The following is a 19,596-nucleotide window of genomic DNA, read 5'->3' on the forward strand; positions in this document are numbered from 1 at the left end:
CTATTAGTATGTTGAATCAGAAAGTTATATAGTGAATTTCATTATTTAAAACTGATATCATCAAAAATATGTGAAAATATCTCTAAACATTAAAAGATGTGATTAAATGATTACCATTACCCAAAAAGAAAATCTAGTTTTAAACCAGATTAAATATTTTCAGGCAGAATACAGTAACGGAGTACCTTCCAATATTTTAAAGTTAGATCTTTCCATGTCAGAAACTGAATTTAAAGATATACTAACAAATTTAGAAAATAAGGACCTCATATCCAGAAATGATAATTATATTAAAGCTAATGCAGTCGATGCAAAGATTAATGCAGTAGAATCAAGGGCAGACGTTTTAAGAGAAGACCTTAATCAGACAGAGAAAAAAACATTTGAACTTATCACAAATTTAGCCACTGATGGGTTTATTTCAAGGCATTTTTTAGAAGGAAATCTTCTTTATGGTGATTTAAAATTGAATAACCTCCAGATGTACCAGATTATCGTATCCCTTGAAAATAAGGGTTTAATCAAAAAAATTCAAAAGAAAGATGGGGAGTATTATTCCCTGTAAATTTTAAATTTGTAATATATTTTTTTTAATTTTAATATTAAAACTTAATTAAGGGTTTAAATACTATAAATAGTTTAAAAAATAGTTATTTTTATGTTTAAGCTTTGATAATCCATATAAAAATATTTAAATACTAATTTTAATAAAAGTATTACATGGTGATCTTATGGCTGAAGAAGGAAATACTGAAAAAATACCTGTTTCCCCTGCAACATTTGTATATCACACTGAAGATGAATACATAATGGAAGTAGAGCTTCCAGGCGTGAAAAAAGAAGATATAAACATTAACGTGACTGAAAATACATTTTGTGTTAGAGCCCCAAGAAGAAATACAGAATATAACGGATGCTGGGTACTTGCTCACGATTTTGATCCAGATAAAGGCAGTGCACAATATGAAAACGGATTATTAACCATTAGAATGCCTTTAACTGAAGAAAGGGAAAAGCCAAGCAGGGAAATAGATGTAATGTAAATATAAATTAAATCTTTTCTATTTTTTTTAGGAGAGTTAAATAATGGTAAAAATTGGATATAAACCTTCCATCGAAGAATTTGGCCCTCTTGATCTTGTATGTTTTGCTAAACAAGCAGGAGATGCAGGTCTTCAAAATCAACAAAAATCTAAGCTTTCGAAAATTTTATAAAATTTTCACATGCCGTAGGAAACGTAGCATTCGAAAATTAAAAATTTTCGATGCGTCAAAATCGAAGATTTTGAAAGTTTCCTCGGCCCCGAAAACAAGTCATGCAAAAAAACCATGGTTTTTTGCTGCGTCAAAATTGAAAATTTTGACAGTTTAGAGGGCCCTAAAAATTCAAAGCCTATAAAAATCGTAGATTTGACAGAATTTTTGAGGGATTTTTGTGAGATAGAAAAATGCATGCATTTTTCTATATCTATGATTTTGAGAACTCTTAAATTATCGAAATCTATAATTCCAATAATTTCCGAAGGGTTCGACTTTGCCATGATTTCGGACCATTATCATCCATGGATTTCACAAACAGGGTAAATTCCATTTGTCTGGAGTACAATTAGAGACATATCCCATGTAACTGAAAGGTTGTCCACTGTAACTGGAGTAAAATGCCCTACATTCAGGACACACCCTGCAATTATAGCCCAGGCTGCAGCAGCAGCTTGCATACCAATGAAAATGTAGCAACAATTTTCAAAAATATGGGAAGGGGAAAATAAACCCTGCTATAGTGAAGCTACAGTGTGCTGGGATGAAAACAAAGAAGAAACTCGAAAAAATGCCCTTAAATATTGGCCCATTAAATTAAATGATGTTCAAATAAACGTTGACCTTCCAACAACTACACATTTGAAAGATTAGCTATGAAAAATCAGTTGCTGAAAAAATAGTCTGCAGTAGTGATCCAGAGGATCATATAAATAAAATAAAAAGATATGCTGACGCTGGTTACGACCATATATGCATGCATCAAATTGGTCCAAAACAGCAGGAATTTATCGAATTTTACAAAGATGAAGTGCTACTGCATATACTTGTATTTAATCATAGAATCCATCAAAAATTAATTAAATTTACTTCTTTTTTTAAATAAAATACAATAATAACTCATTTCCAATTTAAGTTGTCCACGAGTAAGGATTAAATTCTGATGGCCGTATATACATTATATCTGCATATCCCCCTTTTAAAAGTGCCTTATTTATATTAACACCATTTACATAAACTACAGCAAGAACTCTACCGTATTTATCATAATGCTTTGCATTATCTATATCCAGATAAACCTCTTTTCCAAGACACGCCTTTTTTACAAAATTTTTAGCTTGCTGATATCCTGGCTGGTTTTTTTCAGGTGTATTTATGCCTACAAGTCGTATTCTCCCAACAGTATCAATATCTATTGTGTCCCCATCTACAACATGGTAACAGAGGCCATTTGCGTCATAGTGTGAAGAATTATTTGATATCTCCAGATTAAGGTTAGTAGATATATTATCTTCTAAATTTGAATTACTGTCATTTAGTCCATTACTTCCAATACATCCCGAAATGGTAACTACGAGTACGATAAATCCAATTAAAACTATTTTTGATTTCATTTAAGCCTCAAAATTTAATTATTTTAAAAGCCTTTCACCGAAAAACTAGTTCAATGATTTGTAAAATTCAATATATAAATTTAAAAATAAGCTGTGCATTTTCCATTCATCCCATTTAACAGATCAAAAATAAAAAAAGGAGGTATTAACATAATCCTGTTTTAAATTGTATTTACTATTGCCAGTTATGCACATCAGGTTTTATTGGTACTGTTTGTCGTTTTTGTAGTGTTAGTTGTCGTAGTTGTTTTAACAATTATATTGGTGAAATATCCATTTACAACTTTTCTGCCATTAATAACGCCATTGTAAGGAACTAAATAAACTCCACGGCGGTCATGGGATTTTCCATGGACCAAACAGAAGTCCATATCAGTATCACCAGCAACCCACAGTCCTTCAGGAGATGTCAATTGTGCCGGGCCTTGTTCAAAATATAAAACTCCCCAGTGATGTGTTGCAGGATTATAATTGTAAAAAACACGTGTATGATACTTATAATTTGTATACAAACTGCAGCTGCACCTTCCAGTTGCATAAACGTATTTACTGGTTACAACCACGTTATACGCTCCCACGCCGCATTTAGACACGGTAGCTACAGATTTATATTTCCAACACCATTTCCATGTATATTTCAACGAATATTTCCATTTGTACTTCCAGGTATATTTCCATGTGTATTTCCATTTTCCGTTGCTTTTGTACCAGTGCTTATACCACTGTTTATACCACGATTTATACCAGTGCTTATACCATTTTTTATAATAATATTTGTACCATATTTTAGTTTTTGTAGTGGACGCTGCATTCACTTTTAAAACGCTGCTATTATCATTTAAACTAATTTTAGCACCTTCATTCGAAGTAGACTGTGCACCTACTGAAGGAAAAATGAACGCTAGCATAAATGCCACTAATAGAACTGCGATCAAATATTGTCGCTTAATTATATCGCCTCCTAGTCCTAAATTATTAATACACCTACATAGGACATTACGCACCTGGATAATAATCAATTTTATATGACATATAAATTTTTTTATTTAATTCGACAAAAAAGAAGCCATTAAAATCTATTTTAATATTTAAAGCTCTATTAGAATTTATTTACGAAAGCCATTTCCAATCAACTCACTTCAATTAATTTTTAAACTATTCCTAAAATAGCAGAGTAATATTAATGAGTAAATTATGGAACAATGTATTAATTAAAAGACATTATCATTTAAAACTATATCCAAATTAACCTGCGGAATTTAATTAATAATACAGCAAATAATGATTATAAATTAAGAAAATAAATGTATTCAGACATATGCTTTTAAAAATAGTCAGTTAAAACTTAATTAACCAAATTTTTAGATCATATAGATCATTTAAAAATAAAAAAATCTGGATTTGCGTTAATCCAGTTTTTTTAAATAGCAGTTATTAAACATTTACACAAAATATCCGTTAACTACTTTTTTACCATTAATTGTCCCATTATAAGGGATTAAATATTTTCCCCTGTTATCATGGGATTTTCCATGAACCAAACAAAAGTCCATGTCAGTTACTGTACTGTACCACATACCTTCAGGGTTGTTCTTTCCAGAACCTACTTCATAGGCCAAAACTCCCCATTTATGCGATGATGGGTCATAATTTTTAAAGACCCTGGTGTGGTACTTATAATCGGTGTATAAACTACAGGTACATTTACCAGTAGCCATGACATATTTTGAAGTTACTTTCACATTATATGCAGCAACACTGCTTTTAGTTGTTTTAGAAGCTGCATTTACTTCTAAAATACCATTATGTTGATTTAAATTGGTTTTTTCGCTCCCATTTAATGTATTTTGAATTTGTAGCCCTTCAACTGAAGGTAAAAAGATGACTGCTGCTACTACCGCAAATAGTAACGCACTCTTAAATTTCCACGTAATTGTACCGCCTCCGTGTCCTATATGTTAAATTAGTCATTTAGGACGTCTTTTAGTACAAAGCTAATAATAAGTCAAGATCATATATAAACCTTTTGTTTTTAAATCGAAAAAAAGGCCCCTTCATATCTCTTTTTTAGATTTAAAGCAATATTAAAAGCTTTTATAATAACTCTCCATGGGCGAAATTTTTCGATTCTTATTTTAAGTAAAACGGCTCATTTAAAACCCTATTTCTAAAAATTAACAAGGAAGAATGTTTTTATAAAATATGCACTTACCTTTAAACCAGCTTATCGCATGACCGATATGGCCGGTTCATATATTATCATCATATAAAGCATAATTTCAAAAAAGAACCTCTACAAATTGCACATATACTTGTATAAACTATGATAACAATTTTCAATTAAGTTCTAAAAAATCCCGATTTATGTGATTGAAATCATATTAAATCATTAAATTGTAATACAATATTTAAATTAAATATTTAGGGATAAAAAGTAAAAATAAAGTGAAAACACTAACTGAAAATCAAATTTTGGTATACTATTAAATTACAAGTTAATTAATAGTAACTAAATGCAGATATATAGTTCATTTTAAATGATATATAACTAAAAAAATCATAAATAGGAGTTAAATAAATGATATTAATTGTAGGTGGAGCAGGATACATAGGATCTCATTTAAACAAAGAAATCAACAAAAAAGGAATTGAAACTGTTATATTCGATAATTTAAGCTATGGTCACAGAGACTTTGTAAAATGGGGAACATTTGAAAGGGGAGATTTAGGTAACATAGACGATATACGTGCTGTTTTCAAGAAGTACCCAATTGAAGCAGTGATGCATTTTGCTGCATTTACATATGTTGGAGAATCTGTAGAAGATCCACAAAAATATTACACAAATAACGTTAAAAATACTTTAAATCTACTTCAGGTAATGCTTGAGGAAAATGTAAAGTACTTCGTGTTCTCTTCAACATGTGCAACATATGGAAATCCTGTTGAAATCCCAATAACTGAAAACCATCCACAAAACCCAATTAATCCCTATGGAAAGGGTAAATTAATGGTAGAAACAGTCTTAAAAGATTATAGTGACGCATATGGATTAAAATATGCATCGCTGCGGTATTTCAATGCCGCAGGTGCTGATCCAGAAGGCGAAGTTGGTGAACTGCATAACCCTGAAACTCATTTAATACCACTTATCCTTGATGTTGCAGCTGGAAGAAGGGAAGATATTAAAATATTTGGAACCGATTATGATACTCCAGACGGTACCTGCATTAGAGACTACATACATGTCACTGACCTAGCAGAAGCGCACATTTTAGCTCTTGAATATCTTCAAAACGGAGGCGAAAGCGACTTTTTTAACCTTGGAAATGGAAATGGATTTTCAGTAAAAGAGGTTATAGAAACAGCAGAAGAAGTCACAGGTAAAGATATCAGGGCAGTTGAAGCAGAAAGAAGAGCAGGAGATCCTCCAGTTCTAGTCGGAAGTTCCGATAAAGCAAAAGAAAAGTTGAACTGGAAGCCTAAATATGATGAACTGTCTACAATTATAGAAACTGCCTGGAACTGGCATAAAAAATTAAAATAGTTCAAAATGTTGACATAATTTTAGGCCATAAATTAAAAGGTTTAAATTTTAAACTATCACATTTATTTTTAGCTTTACAGCTAAAATTTTAACCATAATTGAATAATTACTATTTTTATTTCCGTACATGTGTATCACAAAATGTAATATCTCCACAAATTAAAAAATGTGTCATTATTTAGATCATAGACACCTGCAAAACAAGTTTATACTGGTTAAATTACAATAATTCCATGCAACAATTCAATATAAAATGAAATAATTAAATTGATATTTTTAAGTTCGAATACAAATTTTAAAAAAAAATAAAATTAAATCAGATTAAACCCCTGTAAATCAGTAAATACCACAAGATTATAATTACAACAGCAAAGATCATTGCCCCTACAATTAAGCTTTTATCATTACCAAATATGATTGGAATAGGACCTATTAAAATTACTCCCCCGGTATGGACCTCCTCATTTTGAGATGTAGATTGTAGAGCTGTTCCAATAAGTATAAGAACGATCCCAATGAAAATAACGATAATTCCAGTAATTACAATGGTAGAAGCATTCATGGGTATCCCTTAAATTTTTTATAGAATTAACTTTTATCTATTTAATATAAATAAGTTACAGAATTAGGTTTAATCCGTCTTTTTAAGACGATATTCATATTTTCCCTCAGCAGATATTTTGTATTCAATGACGCCGTTTGTACACATTTCTGAGAGTATCTGTTTTAAGTCAGCATCCAGTTGACATTCTTCATCTTCAAGTTGGTTGCATAATAATGCATAACACGGACATGTAATGGCATCCTTTATATTTTCTTCTTCAGTCCATTTATCTGTCCTGTTTAGCGAATCATATATGGAAAGATATGCAAGTAGTGTCCTTTTTTGTTCTTCTGTAATTTCCACATCATGGGCTGTTCCTTTGATCTCCCCAATTAACATTTTAGTATTTTCAACTTCTTCTTCTGGTACTACAAGAAGTACATGAACTTCGTTTGCAAGGAAATATTCACCACGAATTAGCTCAAAGCGATCTTTGCGGAGTACCATTCCCCCTATATCTTCTATGTACTCAACCAGTTCATCAAATTTGTATAGACCGCCTCTAAAATAGAAAATCTCATACATAAAAAAAATCTCTAAATCTTTTTTAAAATTTGATGTGGCTTTAAAACGCTGACTCCAGTATCTTCGCCAACTACTTCGATTTGAACAATCCAACCAGGATTTATTTCGTCCGCCATAATATCTATATTATTAAGCAGCTCATTGGTTACTGTTTCAATAAGTTCATTCTTTGATTCTATGTATTCTCTACCCCTTAAATCGCACCTCACTACAAATGAATCATCTGAATTCATCTTTTCTCTTGCAATTAGCAGTGCTCTCTCCCAAATAGAATCCATTCTCGTTTTAACAACTGCATCAATTGGAACAACCTTAGATACTACTGTTGTTGGAGCTTCACTTAATATTGCTACTGCTTCTTCAGGATCCATAGTCAATTCCACCAAAACAACATTTGGGTACTGTGATTCTTTAATATAAAGAACGGGCTCGTAGCTTGAAAGTGCTAGTTCTAGTTCTTCTATTCCCACTAATTCTTCACCTGCATGTGCATCTTTATGGCCTTGAAGAGTTACCAGAAGATTAAAGCCGTCTATTGGCTTGATACGTCCACCTCCTAAAAGAAAACTATTACTATTATATGTAATTATTAATATATTAAAATTATGGATAATCATGGAATAAGAACTTTTAAGCCCATATTTGGAGCAATTTTAATTATTATATCCTAAAAATAATTATTAATTCATTAAATCAATTTTTGCTCAAATATAAACTACATTATTGTTAATTAGTTTCATAAAGCACCTACAAAATACAAATAATTAATAAAAACTTAATTAAACACCTTTTTTACATATCTAATTGATATTTATCCATAGTATCCATTTTAAAAACAAAATATTTAACTTCGAGTAGATCTTCCCATCTATGAACTATTACTATATATATAATTAGTAATATAGTGAAACTATGAATGACAGAGGAGTAATGACTGTTGACCTGATATTTGCAACACTCTTAATTATTATTGTAGCTGGAAGCATAGTAACCGTTGTATCAAACCGCATGGATACCACTTCACAAACTGAAGAACTATCCAAAGCAAGGATGACTGCAGATAATGTTGCAGAAGCAATTAACAAGGTTTATTCCAGCGGAACAGGTCATTCAGCCAACATCAGTTTGCCAAATGACATTAAAGGTGAAAAATATTATATAAACGTTAATTCATCAGGTGTTTATGTTACAGTAGGTGGAATGACAGGCAAATCATATATCATCCCCAAAAAAGTTTCAAATTCTTATTTAATGGATGAATCACAAATCACCATGTACTGCGGCTCAACATATATTATCAAAAATGTAAATGGCTCTGAAGGGTACAACTGGATAATAATTACAGGATCTTAATTTAAGACAAACTATTATATATGTATTAATAATAAATCAGATTTTATGGAAATTAAAGGCCAAGCATCCCTTGAACTTATCCTGATAATTGGATTTATCCTGATATTAATTTTAGGAATTGCTTCATTTCTAGGAACTGACAATGAATTGAATCAGGTCATGTCTGCAGCAAGAAGTGGGGCAATAGAAGGGGCAAATACAGACAGTTTTGCGATTTACCCCGAAGAAACATTTAAAAATTACACCATAGAACATAAGCGGCTTTTGAGTCCAAGTAGCGTGAAAATAATAAAAATAGACTACACAAACCATGGATTTGATGAAAAATATAACAAAACAAAAATACAGCTTAGAATCTCTGCATCAGCACCTTCTGTTACAGATATCAGCGATAGAAACGTTTTAGGAGACCGTGTGAATTTTTACGTGCGCAAAAGTATATGTGGATCATTTAGCACGTCTAATCAAACTAATGACCTGTTTAATCCTGCTTTTTCAAATAGATACGTAATTACAACTACCGATGTTATATGGATATGATTTAGCAGGTATTTAACTTAAATAATCATCGAATTAAGCGTGTATGCTAAAATTATCCCAATAGCTCCAAAAATTATCCCAATAAACCATACAATTGCAACTACATTCTTTTCAGGCATCGGCCTCCTTAAAACAGATCGTATAAGGGAATTAAAACCGCCGTCAGGAGCTACCAGTTTTCCATCATCGCCTACTTCAGTTGGAGCATGGTGATGTCTTTCAACAACTCCCGCACTGTAAAATTTGAGTGCTGCATCAATTATATTTGGGAGAAGTACAATAAGGGCTATGATTTTTACACGTCCTATAAACGCCACAAGTACAATACATGCACCTATAATAAGGGTCCCCACGTCTCCTGGAAAAACACGTGAAGGGTGCCTGTTATAGAATAAAAATGCAAGAAGAGCCCCTAACATAGCCATAGTTATTATAGCAACGTTATATTTGCCCATTATAATAACAGAAATGGTAAGAGAGATCATTGCTATTGCACCAAGCCCGGATTCAACTCCATTTAGTCCGGCCAGCATATTTGTTAAATTAGCACCAATAGAAACTGCTATAGGCATAGATAACATGTAAATGATTCCCACGTTAGGAGGGGCAATCCACATGATCGGTAGTCCGGCAAGCCAGAGTAAAATCAATTTTTCTTTGGATGATAAAACTACAAGGTCATCAACCATGCCTACAAGACCTACCAAAAGAATTACAATTAATGTTATTAAAAATTGATAATGATAAGCCGGATATAGCCAAATTCCAACAAACATTGCAATTACAAAACCAAATAAGATACCAATACCACCCATCTCTGCCACAATAGGCTTCGCAGGTTTATGAATATCCTTACCAACTATTTCTGCATCTTTTAATTTGTTTATCAATCTAGGCATAGTTAAAAAAGTTATTAAGAATGCAACTAAGCCGCAAATACCTGAAATTAATAGTAACATCTGATAATCGCCAAAAAACATATTTGCCATTGAACCACCGTGTTTTATATCACTTGTTTTTTCTGAAAGTATAAATTAAGTTTATTTATGTCAATAATCCATCGCCATATGACAGTACACTGTTCTAAGAGAAATACTTAGCTTTTCAGATATATCCTCTTTAAGACCATCACATAATCTATCCATCACCGTAAGACAGTACACTATTTTAAGATAGTATTCTTTTAAATATAATCCTTTAAAAAACATTCAAACGTAATTTATTATCTTTTTATAAGACAGTATATTGTTCTAATAAATATCAACTTCTCAAATATAATCATTTGAAAAACATTCACCACATGATTATCTTTTTATAAGACAGTATACTGTTCTAAGAGGAATACTTAGCTTTTCAGATATATCCTTTGCTCTAAGACCTTCATCACGTAACTTTTTAATTTCCTCTTCCGTCTCTTTAGAATATTTTGGTTTTCTACCTCTTTTTAGTTTAGTACCTTTGAGATAGTAAACTGTTTTTAAAGGAATTTCAAGCTCATCAGATATATCTTTTGGGCTAACACCTTCATCAATCATTTTTTGAACGAGTTCAGCTTCATTGCTACCATATTTCTTGGGCCTACCCCTTTTGATAACTGGTTCAACTTCAATTCCCAGTTCAGAAAGTGCATCTAAATATTTTTTTGAGGTTCTAGGGTATAAGCTGCTTGGAACTTTAATCTTTTTAAGATTGGGATATCTATCCAGAAGCTCCATGATCACCTGTGAAGATAATGCTCTTTTTACATAAATTTCATTATTTTCATCTTCACCCAAACTACCACCGTATGTTATAATTTTCTAAATACTTAAGTTAAAATTTACTGATTAAAAATTCATAAATTTTCCACAGTCACTTTTTAATCATTTCCAGGAACTTTTGAGCACGTTTAGATGTAGGCTTTCCAAATGTCTCAATTTTTTCTTTTTCTGCTTTTACATTCTCCGGATCAACTGAAAAAATATCAGATGCAACTTCAATAGATAATTTTCCTGTAATATTTAGAATTGCAGCCCCAACTGCAGGCGGATTTGACTTAACATGGAGACCCTTTATTTTATTTTCGATCTCAAATTTTTTTGCTATTACTTCTTTCATGTCTTCCATATACTCAATTTTTTCATCGGTATATTCCTTCAAAATCCCCACTACCTGCTTATCAAAATCTACAAATGCTTTCAACTGGTTAGTATCCAGATTTGGGCGAAGGTTTGGGAATGGTCCCGAGTATTTATTCCTTCTATCGTAAGAAGTGGTTAAATAATATCTAACAATATCCCATAAAATAAAAACTCTTGGTACTTCAACAAAAAGCTTTCTTTTAATTTTGTTTCTTGTTTGAAGATCACGCTCAAGCTGTCTATTTATAATATCGTTATCATCCATGAGGTTGTTTTCTTTAAGAATTTCATTTAATTTTTCATTCTTTATATCTTCTTCATCTTCAATATCTGAGGTTATTGAACCTGCAACATCTGATGCCGCTTTAAGAGCATTATCATAAATTTCAACATTATTTCTATTTTTTAAAAATTTATCCATAACATTATCCATAATTTCATCCACTATTTCCTTTGCAAATTTTACATATGCAATTGAAAGAGCGGTTTGAACCTGTTTATCATTTATAATAGCTGGTTTTTTTCTGTGAAATTGCAGAAATTCGATACGTGCATTACGGCCGTATTTCTTTCGAATTTCCCTTTCATAGTTCATTTCATCGTCCATATCCATATTGACTCTTTTTCTAATCCACCTGCCGTCTTCCAGTACTTTAACCACCAAAGAAACAGTTTTAACTATCCCTCTTTTTTCATGTTTCAGGACTCTAACGATGCTGCGAAATGCTTCCCTTCCCATAGGTGATAAATCAGACATCCTCACCATATATTCCCCTGATAAAGGCAAATACTTAAGTGTACCTAACCTGTAAACACCCTGGTCATTTTTTTCTAATATCAGATCTTTAGCTCCACAGCTGCATGTTCCAGATTCCACAAATTCAATTTCATGCCGTTTAAACTTCTTTTTACATGCACTGCATGTTATAGTTGCAAGTTCTTCAAGATGCCCGATTACAATTTTATGAGACGCAATAGACGATTTAACTCTATCTAATATATTTTTCTTGGCAGCAGCTTTCATTCTGAAGTATTGAGTCTGCCTTGAAACATCATGTATTTCTTCAGCTTTTAATTCAGTAATTGAGGAACGAGAAGATCTAATTAAAGACCTGTAGGGGGCTTTATAACCCTTGATCTCCATGGTATCTCTAAGTTCATACAGCTCGTCTAAATTTTCCTTTAAGTAATGATAAACTGTAATAAAGCTTTCGAAATCCCTAAGTTCTTCTACTTGTATCCTTTGACGTTTTATTTTATCAAGAAATTTCTCAGCCCGTGCAATTAAAACAGATTCATTCATTTCGTTCCCAAACTATACTTTTATAAAAAATAGCACTCGAAAGTCGTTTTTTCGAGGGCCTGAGCATACAAAATTCGTAGAATTTTGCAAGCTCTCGAAATCTTTGATTTCTGGCGTACAAAATTCGTAGAATTTTGCAAGCTCTCGAAATCTTTGATTTCAGGCGTACAAAATTGTAAATTTTGCAAGCTGTCCAAAATCGTGATTTTGGAACATACAAAATTGTAAATTTTGTAAGGTTTATTTTATTTTCTCACCAACGTGGGCATCTGCACTTAAAACGCTTAAACTATCAGAAGTTGCAAGTATCATACCTTCAGATTTTATTCCGAATAATTTCGCTGGTTTTAAATTAACCAACACAACAACTTTCTGGCCTTTTATCTCTTCTGGAGCGTATTTTTTAGCAAGACCTGCGACAACCTGTATTTTTTTCTCACCAGTGTCGACTATTAATTTTAATAAGTTTTCAGAGCCTTCAACACGTTCTGCTCCAATTATTTCAGAAATTCTTAAATCCATTTTTGCAAAATCATCTATACTTATAATATCTTTCATAGTTTCAGTTTCCTCTAAATTATCATAAAGTGTTTCTTTTTCTTTTTTAATTATGTTATCATCAATTTTAGAAAATAATGGTTTTGGTTTACCAATTTTATGGCCTGCTGGAACAAATTCACCTGCAGTTTTCCAGCTGGTTGTTTCTTCTACATCTAAATTCATAATTTCCATTATTTTAGAAGCTCTGACTGGTATATAAGGAGCTAAAATAACAGAAAGAACTTTTGCAAGCTGGTTACACAGGTAAATACAATTTGCTGCCCCTTCAGGATTTTCTTTTACAGCTTTCCACGGTTCCTTGTCATTGAAATATTTGTTACCGAACTTTGCAAGTCTAATTATTTCAATAAGACCTTCTCTGAATTTAAAATGCTCAATATTTTCTGAGACTATATCGGGAATGCTCAATATCCTGTTTTTAAATTCTTCATCGTACTCGTCAAATTCCGACGGCTCCGGTATACTCCCGTCAAAGAACCTGTTTGTAAATGTGAAAGTTCGGTGCATGAAATTTCCAAGCACGTCTGCAAGTTCATCGTTTACACGGCGCTGGAAGTCATCCCATGAAAAATCAGTATCGCGGCCAAGGGGCGCATTTACAGTTAAGTAATATCTTACAATATCTGAATCAAATTTTTCAAGGAACTGCGATGCCCATATAACCCAGTTTTTGCTTGTTGACATCTTTCGGCCTTCAAGTGAAAGATATGCCCCTGCAACAACATTATCCGGTAGTTTACATCCATAGCCCATAAGTAATGCAGGCCAGAATATAGAGTGATGGTATATGATATCTTTTCCTATAAAGTGAATTGCTTTATCGTTCCAGTAATCTTCCCATGGTTTATTTTCTCTCCGGCTCCACTGTGCAGCAGACGATATGTATCCAAGGAAAGCTTCACCCCACACATAAATTATTTTGCCTTCAGCATCTTCAAGTGGGACGGGAATTCCCCATTCCATATCTCTTGTAAGTATCCAATCTTTTAAACCTTCTTTTATCCACTGAATGGCATAATTTTTAACATTTGGAGGTAATTCATCATTTCCTTCTATCCATTCCCCTAAATCATCCTGGAAGTGACTTAATTTAAAGAAGTACTGTTTTGACTCCTTAATTTCAGGAGTAGAACTACATATAAGGCATGTTGGTTCTTCAAGCTGAATTGGGTCCAAATGCCTCCCACATGTTTCACAGTGGTCTCCCCTTGCCCCTTCCCCTTTACAGTGGGGACAAATTCCCTCTACATACCTGTCAGGTAAAAACCTTTTACATGTGTTACAGTAAGGCTGTTTAATGACCTGTTCATAAATATAACCCTTTTCGTAAAGTTTTAAGAAAAAATTCTGTGAAATTTCGTAATGAAGGGGATCAGTGGTCCTTGAAAAGTTATCAAAAGAAATATTGCATAGCTCAAGGTCACGCTTTATCATTTTATGAAACTTATCTGCAATTTCTTTAGGAGATTTTCCTATTTGCTCTGCCCTAACTGCAATAGGCGTTCCATGTTCGTCGCTTGCACAAACAAACAGGACATCAACATCATTCATCCGATTATAACGTGCGTAGATATCTGCTGGAATATATGTCGATCTCAAATGTCCTAAATGGCAGGGCCCATTTGCATAGGGCAGCGCGCTGGTAATAAATACTTTACTCAAATTTGTTCCTCCTTTATTAAAATGAACAACAAAGCCTTTAGACCTTGAAATTCATGATTTAAATTATAATAAGATATAAAAGCCCTTAAAAGCTGAAATAATAATCAATATGTTTTATATAAAATTTCTAAATTTAAATATATATTATTTTTCTATTTTCCTATTAATTTAAAATATAAAAGTCACCTATCTTTTTTTAAGTGGAACCCTTTAAAATATTTATTTACATCACGTGTCATATTTATGTATTCTTATATGATGGTACTCCTTTTGTGAAATTTATACTACATAGAGGTAGCTATACAGTAACTATTTATAATGAAGAGAATCAGAAAGCATTAATCGTATGATACCAATGTCCTTTATAAATCCTTTATCTGATGAAGGAAAACAAATAGTCAGGGAAGACGGAGGGGATTTAGACAGGATATTTGACGAAAATGATGATATTATAGATGCAGTTAATTCAATTACAGCTCAAGAAATATCAGATGATGCTTATATACCCAAAAGCTATGTTGATCTGGTGATTAAAAGAGTAGAATGGTACGTTGACAAAAAAAGCGATCCCAAATATAATCACAAAAAATATGCTTTCTTATTTTATCCAGAAATAGCAAAATTCGACGTAATTGCATTTTATATCCTTTGTCAGGCCATTGGGATTAAATATGGCCCTAATTCCAGAGAAAGTCGCGCAGTATCAGAACTGCAGGGACAGATCATTGAAAACAGGCTTGAAGAACTTTATGAAAGGGACCGGTTAGAAATTGTAGATAAAATAATGAACATCCTCATTGTTCAAGATAGAATTAAATGGACATCACTTGCTGATCTTTTAAGTTCAAAGAAAATTAACCTTCAAGATTTAGTTTTAAAAGATGGAAACGTTATACTGGACCGGGAAGATTTCATGGAATACTTTAAGGATGTTGTAAAACTCCAACAGCCCGAAAGAATGTACAACGTGTTCATTGGAAACAGGATTAAGGAACTCATCATGATCAAGATGATCATGCAGAACACTGAAAACTACATAAAAAACGTGCATGAAATTGCAGGGCGTGAAGTAGAACCCAATGCTACACTTTTAAAGATTGCAGAAGAAGTAGCTGATGCCTTATCAAAAGAAATAAGATATTATGGAGGTGGAGATAGCGGGGGAGAAGTTAAAGCTTCGCCGTTAAATATTGAAAAGTTCCCGCCGTGTATTAGAAAATCTTTAGATGGGATCAAGTCAGGTGGGAGAAATGAAGTCATTGTCCTGTTTTTAACGCCTTTTTTATCTTATGCCCGATTATATCCTTCAGTTTTCAGCAGGAACACAACTTTAAAGGTATCTGATGTTGATGCAGACCTCAAAATCACACAAAATGAAATCCTGCCAATGATCTACGACGCTGCAGACAGGTGCAGCCCTCCCCTTTTCGATGACCAGCCTCAAGAAAAGATCAACATCAATGCAAAACTTGGCTTTGGAATGAATGATAACCTGAACCTCCAGCATGAAGGAGAAACAACGTGGTACACTCCAATGAGCTGTGAAAAGGTTAAATTGAACATGCCTAACTTGTGCAGACCAGATAAGACATGTAAAGGCATAACCAACCCCCTCTCTTATTACAACAGAAAAATGAGGGAGAAATGAAATTGAATATACTAATTTGAGCAGGCCACGATAAATCTAACAAAATGATAAAAACATAGCTGAATTAAATAATTAAAAAAGGGTAAACTCATGGAATTTTTTAAACAGGCCACTCCCGAAGAGCGCAAGATCTATTACAGAGAAGAATGGGATGTTAATCAGGTCCCTAATTTCATATTGGGCCAGCTTGAAAATCGTGAATTTGGGTTTGACCACTTTGGAAGAGGTCCCAACGACAGGTACAAAACTTTTAATTCCCCTGAATATCTTAAACGATTTATGAGATCTAAAACTCCCTTTGCAGCCTACTGTTCAGTTGCATTTTATGAAAAACCACGGAAAAGAGAGGGATGGATGCATGCTGAACTTGTTTTTGACGTCGACGCTAAAGACATCCCCATCAGGACATGCAACTGTGATAATGTTTGTGAAATATGTTTAAATGAAGCTAAAGAAATTGTAGGAAACATTATAGACACTTTAAAAAGCGATTTAGGTTTAAAAAATATTCACCTGAGCTATTCTGGTAGAGGGTACCACATACGTGTTCTCGACGAGTCTGTTATGGAAATGGACAGTGATGTGAGGTCTCAAGTTTTAAAATACGTTGTGGGGGCAGATGTTCCTAATGATAAGTACGAAAATAGAGGCCAAATTTATACCCTCAGGCCTTATTCTATTCCTTTTGGATATCCAAAGGTATTTACAGACAGGATCAAATATTCAATACTTCATTTAACTAAAGACTCTAAAATTGAGGGCATCAGCAAAAACCTGCTCAATAAAACCCTTGAAAATAGAAAATTTATAGAAGAAAATCAATGGGGTGATTTTTTAAATAAACTAGACCCTAATCACCCAAAAACAGGTGCTAGAAATTATAATAAACTTATAAATAGTATAGCATCATTGAACATGAGTTTAGTCGATGGAAAAGTTTCAATTGACCTCAAAAGGATCCTTAGACTCCCTTCATCTTTGCATTCTAAGGTTAGTATGAGATGTACCGAAGTTAAAAATATTGATACTTTTGACCCGTTTAAGGACGCCGTTCCTAAATTTGTGTGGGAAAGAAAGGATTGAACTATCTCCACAAGTACACATTTTTATTTAAATACTCATAAAAGAACAGCAGCATATCTTCACTGCACTTGTCAGACCCCATAAATTCCAAAATATCCACTAGTTCATATTTCTTTAAAATTTCAGCTTTGATATGTTTCCCAAATTTAAGAAATCCTATCTTGTTTTCAACTAAAATATTATCAAGGAATGGTTTAACCTCTTTATATTTCCTTTCAACCTCTGCAACCCACCGATTTTCTTCCACATATGCCTTGTTTCCATACTTTTCCATAAACTTAACTTGGTGACCCTTTGACCATACGAAAGGACCTAAATGTTTTTTAATCCTCGGAAGTTTCCATATTTCCATTTCAATGAGTATTATAACGTTTTGAGATTCATCGGTCCATGAATCTGCATTAAATACTTTGAAATCTTCCCTTTCTAAAACTCCATTTAAGGAATTTTCAGTCTTTTTAATTTGAGGATAAAGGGCATCAGCAGGGATTTCAGGCGGCTTAAACCTGATTAAAAATGTTTTAGTTTCCCTGCTTTCAAATTCAGTTTTTATTTCACTTTTACTTAGATCTATCTCTTTATCAAAGAAATATTCTTCTTTTGGATTACTCAAGAAATTTCGTGATGCAACAATAAATTCAGACATCTTTTGAAGCTTTAAAGCTGCCGCAACATTCCTGTTTTTATCAGTCGGGTCAATAACTACAAGTGGTTCGCTGAAAAGCTCACCAGTTCCATAATCTTCAATATCTATTTTATAATTAGGTCTCCATTCACTGCTTGCAGCATTTAAGACATTTAAAAACGATCCATAATGGATAATAAGTAGTTCACACAGGTATCCTGAAAATCCGCCGACTTTGAATTCTGCGCCGTATGTATGGATGGACCCCATGAATTTTTTAAGAAGGAGGACTTCACCTTTCTGTTTTTCTCCCAAATTTGCAAGCACGTATTCTGTGTGCAGTATAGTCCTGTCCACTGCTGATTTAAGCTCTTCAGCATTTTTAATAATGTAACAAGGCACAAAATCTATTTCAAACCCTTCAATAAATCCAGTAATATATGGATGAGAAGCATATCTTAATTCATGGTCACCATGCATCTCCTTGATACATTTATCTCCTAATTTCAATCCATATTTTTTTAAATCATCTTCTGAAGTACTTAAAGGGAATTTCATGAAAATATCAACATCAGCTTTTCCAGAAAGCCATGTACCTTTTGCTACCGAACCTACAAGTGTTGCTTCTGCATTAATGTTATTTTCTCTTGCAATTTTGTTTATAATATCAATCAGTTTATCTGATAACAGCTTTACTTTTTCATTTTCTTCTTGTGTAGGTTTTATTACCTTCAGTATGTTGTTAAAATCGATATTTTCCAAGATATTCACCAGGTTAATTAAATAATTAAAATAAAAAGGACTTCTGAATTGATCTTTTAATTTAAAGAACAAATTCGTTTACAGTGGTATATACTGGTCCATCACGCTTGAGCACGCTTTCTTTAAGTAGGAGTTTTTCAATTTTCATTTTTCCAATTTCTATATCTTTCAGCTCATCAATCTTAGATAAAAGGGCGTCTTTATTTTTAGCGCCTCTAACCCGTCCCATTGTAAGGTGAGGTACGTAGCTTCTCTCTTTTTTAAATCCCATTTTCTGGAAATCTTCATCCATTGCCATCTGTAGCCTTGAAAAAGGACCTGCATCTTCCACCCCAAGCCAAACTACCCTTATATATCTTGGATTTGGAAATAAACCAACACCATTAATAGAAATTTCAAATGGAGAATAACTCTGCACTTTAGCTTCCACTGCACTTACAATCTCTTCAGACTTCTCATCATCTATTTCACCAAAAAATTTGAAGGTAAAATGCAGATTATGAGGTTCTACAAACTTTACTGGCGCATCAGCTTCCTTTAATTGTTTTTGTACTTCAGCTATTTTATCTTTAAGTTCTTCATCAATTTCTGCAGCTAAAAATGCCCTCATAA

The 19,596-nt window shown here is 32.9% G+C and carries 22 protein-coding genes; 8 read left to right on the forward strand and 14 right to left on the reverse strand.

Annotation, left to right across the window (positions count from 1 at the left end; all coding sequences use genetic code 11):
• Positions 1-106 precede the first annotated feature (106 nt).
• The 3 genes from ASJ80_RS11445 (at position 107) to ASJ80_RS17690 (ending at position 1,215) form a co-directional block, all read left to right on the forward strand.
• Complete coding sequence (locus ASJ80_RS11445) at positions 107-565, forward strand: hypothetical protein (protein WP_069583695.1); 459 nt, start codon at positions 107-109, stop codon at positions 563-565.
• A gap of 166 nt (positions 566-731) precedes the next feature.
• Positions 732-1,043 carry an Hsp20/alpha crystallin family protein gene (locus ASJ80_RS11450; RefSeq protein ID WP_069583696.1) on the forward strand — a complete coding sequence of 104 codons (312 nt, stop codon included), beginning with the start codon at positions 732-734 and terminating at the stop codon, positions 1,041-1,043.
• Between the two features lie 43 nt (positions 1,044-1,086).
• Complete coding sequence (locus ASJ80_RS17690; protein ID WP_255360685.1) at positions 1,087-1,215, forward strand: hypothetical protein; 129 nt, start codon at positions 1,087-1,089, stop codon at positions 1,213-1,215.
• A 341-nt stretch (positions 1,216-1,556) separates the two neighbouring features.
• On the opposite strand, the gene ASJ80_RS17105 is transcribed toward ASJ80_RS17690, so the two are convergent.
• From ASJ80_RS17105 to ASJ80_RS17110, 4 genes are all read right to left on the reverse strand, one after another.
• Complete coding sequence (locus tag ASJ80_RS17105) at positions 1,557-1,718, reverse strand: hypothetical protein (protein ID WP_176720241.1); 162 nt, start codon at positions 1,716-1,718, stop codon at positions 1,557-1,559.
• A 450-nt stretch (positions 1,719-2,168) separates the two neighbouring features.
• Positions 2,169-2,651, reverse strand: coding sequence for a thermonuclease family protein (locus ASJ80_RS11455; protein ID WP_083240952.1), 483 nt, complete (start codon positions 2,649-2,651; stop codon positions 2,169-2,171).
• Between the two features lie 194 nt (positions 2,652-2,845).
• On the reverse strand, positions 2,846-3,559 hold the full coding sequence (locus tag ASJ80_RS11460; protein ID WP_069583697.1) for a hypothetical protein: 714 nt from the start codon (positions 3,557-3,559) through the stop codon (positions 2,846-2,848).
• Positions 3,560-4,093: 534 nt separating this feature from the next.
• Positions 4,094-4,369, reverse strand: a complete 276-nt coding sequence (locus ASJ80_RS17110; RefSeq protein WP_069583698.1) for a hypothetical protein — start codon at positions 4,367-4,369, stop codon at positions 4,094-4,096.
• A gap of 860 nt (positions 4,370-5,229) precedes the next feature.
• Here ASJ80_RS17110 and galE point away from each other — a divergent pair.
• The gene (gene galE / locus ASJ80_RS11470; RefSeq protein ID WP_069583699.1) at positions 5,230-6,198 is read left to right on the forward strand and encodes a UDP-glucose 4-epimerase GalE; all 969 of its coding nucleotides are present in this window, start codon (positions 5,230-5,232) and stop codon (positions 6,196-6,198) included.
• Positions 6,199-6,514: 316 nt separating this feature from the next.
• Here the strand turns inward: galE and ASJ80_RS11475 are convergent, their stop codons facing one another.
• The 3 genes from ASJ80_RS11475 to ASJ80_RS11485 form a co-directional block, all read right to left on the reverse strand.
• Positions 6,515-6,760 (reverse strand): TIGR00304 family membrane protein, encoded by a 246-nt coding sequence (locus ASJ80_RS11475; RefSeq protein ID WP_069583700.1) that lies wholly within the window; start codon positions 6,758-6,760, stop codon positions 6,515-6,517.
• A gap of 69 nt (positions 6,761-6,829) precedes the next feature.
• Positions 6,830-7,327, reverse strand: coding sequence for a methyl-coenzyme M reductase family protein (locus tag ASJ80_RS11480; RefSeq protein WP_069583701.1), 498 nt, complete (start codon positions 7,325-7,327; stop codon positions 6,830-6,832).
• Positions 7,328-7,338: 11 nt separating this feature from the next.
• Positions 7,339-7,944, reverse strand: a complete 606-nt coding sequence (locus ASJ80_RS11485) for a THUMP domain-containing protein (protein WP_069583702.1) — start codon at positions 7,942-7,944, stop codon at positions 7,339-7,341.
• Positions 7,945-8,239: 295 nt separating this feature from the next.
• Between ASJ80_RS11485 and ASJ80_RS11490 the strand changes: the two genes are divergently transcribed.
• Entirely contained in the window at positions 8,240-8,680 is a 441-nt protein-coding gene (locus ASJ80_RS11490; RefSeq protein ID WP_069583703.1) for a hypothetical protein, read from the forward strand.
• Between the two features lie 45 nt (positions 8,681-8,725).
• The gene (locus tag ASJ80_RS11495) at positions 8,726-9,220 is read left to right on the forward strand and encodes a hypothetical protein (RefSeq protein WP_069583704.1); all 495 of its coding nucleotides are present in this window, start codon (positions 8,726-8,728) and stop codon (positions 9,218-9,220) included.
• Between the two features lie 17 nt (positions 9,221-9,237).
• On the opposite strand, the gene ASJ80_RS11500 is transcribed toward ASJ80_RS11495, so the two are convergent.
• The 5 genes from ASJ80_RS11500 to metG all read right to left on the reverse strand — a co-directional run bounded on the left by ASJ80_RS11500 (position 9,238) and on the right by metG (position 14,866).
• Positions 9,238-10,209: an MraY family glycosyltransferase gene (locus tag ASJ80_RS11500; protein ID WP_069583705.1), complete on the reverse strand. Its 972-nt coding sequence runs from the start codon at positions 10,207-10,209 to the stop codon at positions 9,238-9,240.
• A 60-nt stretch (positions 10,210-10,269) separates the two neighbouring features.
• Positions 10,270-10,428 (reverse strand): helix-turn-helix domain-containing protein, encoded by a 159-nt coding sequence (locus tag ASJ80_RS17115; RefSeq protein ID WP_176720242.1) that lies wholly within the window; start codon positions 10,426-10,428, stop codon positions 10,270-10,272.
• Positions 10,429-10,524: 96 nt separating this feature from the next.
• Positions 10,525-10,995: a helix-turn-helix domain-containing protein gene (locus ASJ80_RS11505; protein WP_245837566.1), complete on the reverse strand. Its 471-nt coding sequence runs from the start codon at positions 10,993-10,995 to the stop codon at positions 10,525-10,527.
• A 76-nt stretch (positions 10,996-11,071) separates the two neighbouring features.
• The gene (locus ASJ80_RS11510) at positions 11,072-12,643 is read right to left on the reverse strand and encodes a DUF530 domain-containing protein (RefSeq protein ID WP_069583706.1); all 1,572 of its coding nucleotides are present in this window, start codon (positions 12,641-12,643) and stop codon (positions 11,072-11,074) included.
• A gap of 240 nt (positions 12,644-12,883) precedes the next feature.
• Positions 12,884-14,866, reverse strand: coding sequence for a methionine--tRNA ligase (metG, locus tag ASJ80_RS11515; RefSeq protein WP_069583707.1), 1,983 nt, complete (start codon positions 14,864-14,866; stop codon positions 12,884-12,886).
• A 355-nt stretch (positions 14,867-15,221) separates the two neighbouring features.
• Here metG and ASJ80_RS11520 point away from each other — a divergent pair, with 355 nt between their 5' ends.
• Positions 15,222-16,514 (forward strand): DNA primase, encoded by a 1,293-nt coding sequence (locus tag ASJ80_RS11520; RefSeq protein WP_245837567.1) that lies wholly within the window; start codon positions 15,222-15,224, stop codon positions 16,512-16,514.
• 90 nt (positions 16,515-16,604) lie between these two features.
• A complete protein-coding gene (gene priS, locus ASJ80_RS11525; protein ID WP_069583709.1) occupies positions 16,605-17,597 on the forward strand; it encodes a DNA primase catalytic subunit PriS in 993 nt (330 codons plus the stop codon).
• 1 nt (position 17,598) lies between these two features.
• On the opposite strand, the gene cca is transcribed toward priS, so the two are convergent.
• Both cca and thpR read right to left on the reverse strand, forming a co-directional pair.
• On the reverse strand, positions 17,599-18,984 hold the full coding sequence (gene cca / locus ASJ80_RS11530) for a CCA tRNA nucleotidyltransferase (protein ID WP_083240953.1): 1,386 nt from the start codon (positions 18,982-18,984) through the stop codon (positions 17,599-17,601).
• A 61-nt stretch (positions 18,985-19,045) separates the two neighbouring features.
• Entirely contained in the window at positions 19,046-19,594 is a 549-nt protein-coding gene (gene thpR / locus ASJ80_RS11535) for an RNA 2',3'-cyclic phosphodiesterase (RefSeq protein WP_069583710.1), read from the reverse strand.
• Positions 19,595-19,596: the final 2 nt, after the last annotated feature.

It is taken from the genome of Methanobacterium bryantii (genome assembly GCF_002287175.1).
GTDB lineage: Archaea > Methanobacteriota > Methanobacteria > Methanobacteriales > Methanobacteriaceae > Methanobacterium_D > Methanobacterium_D bryantii.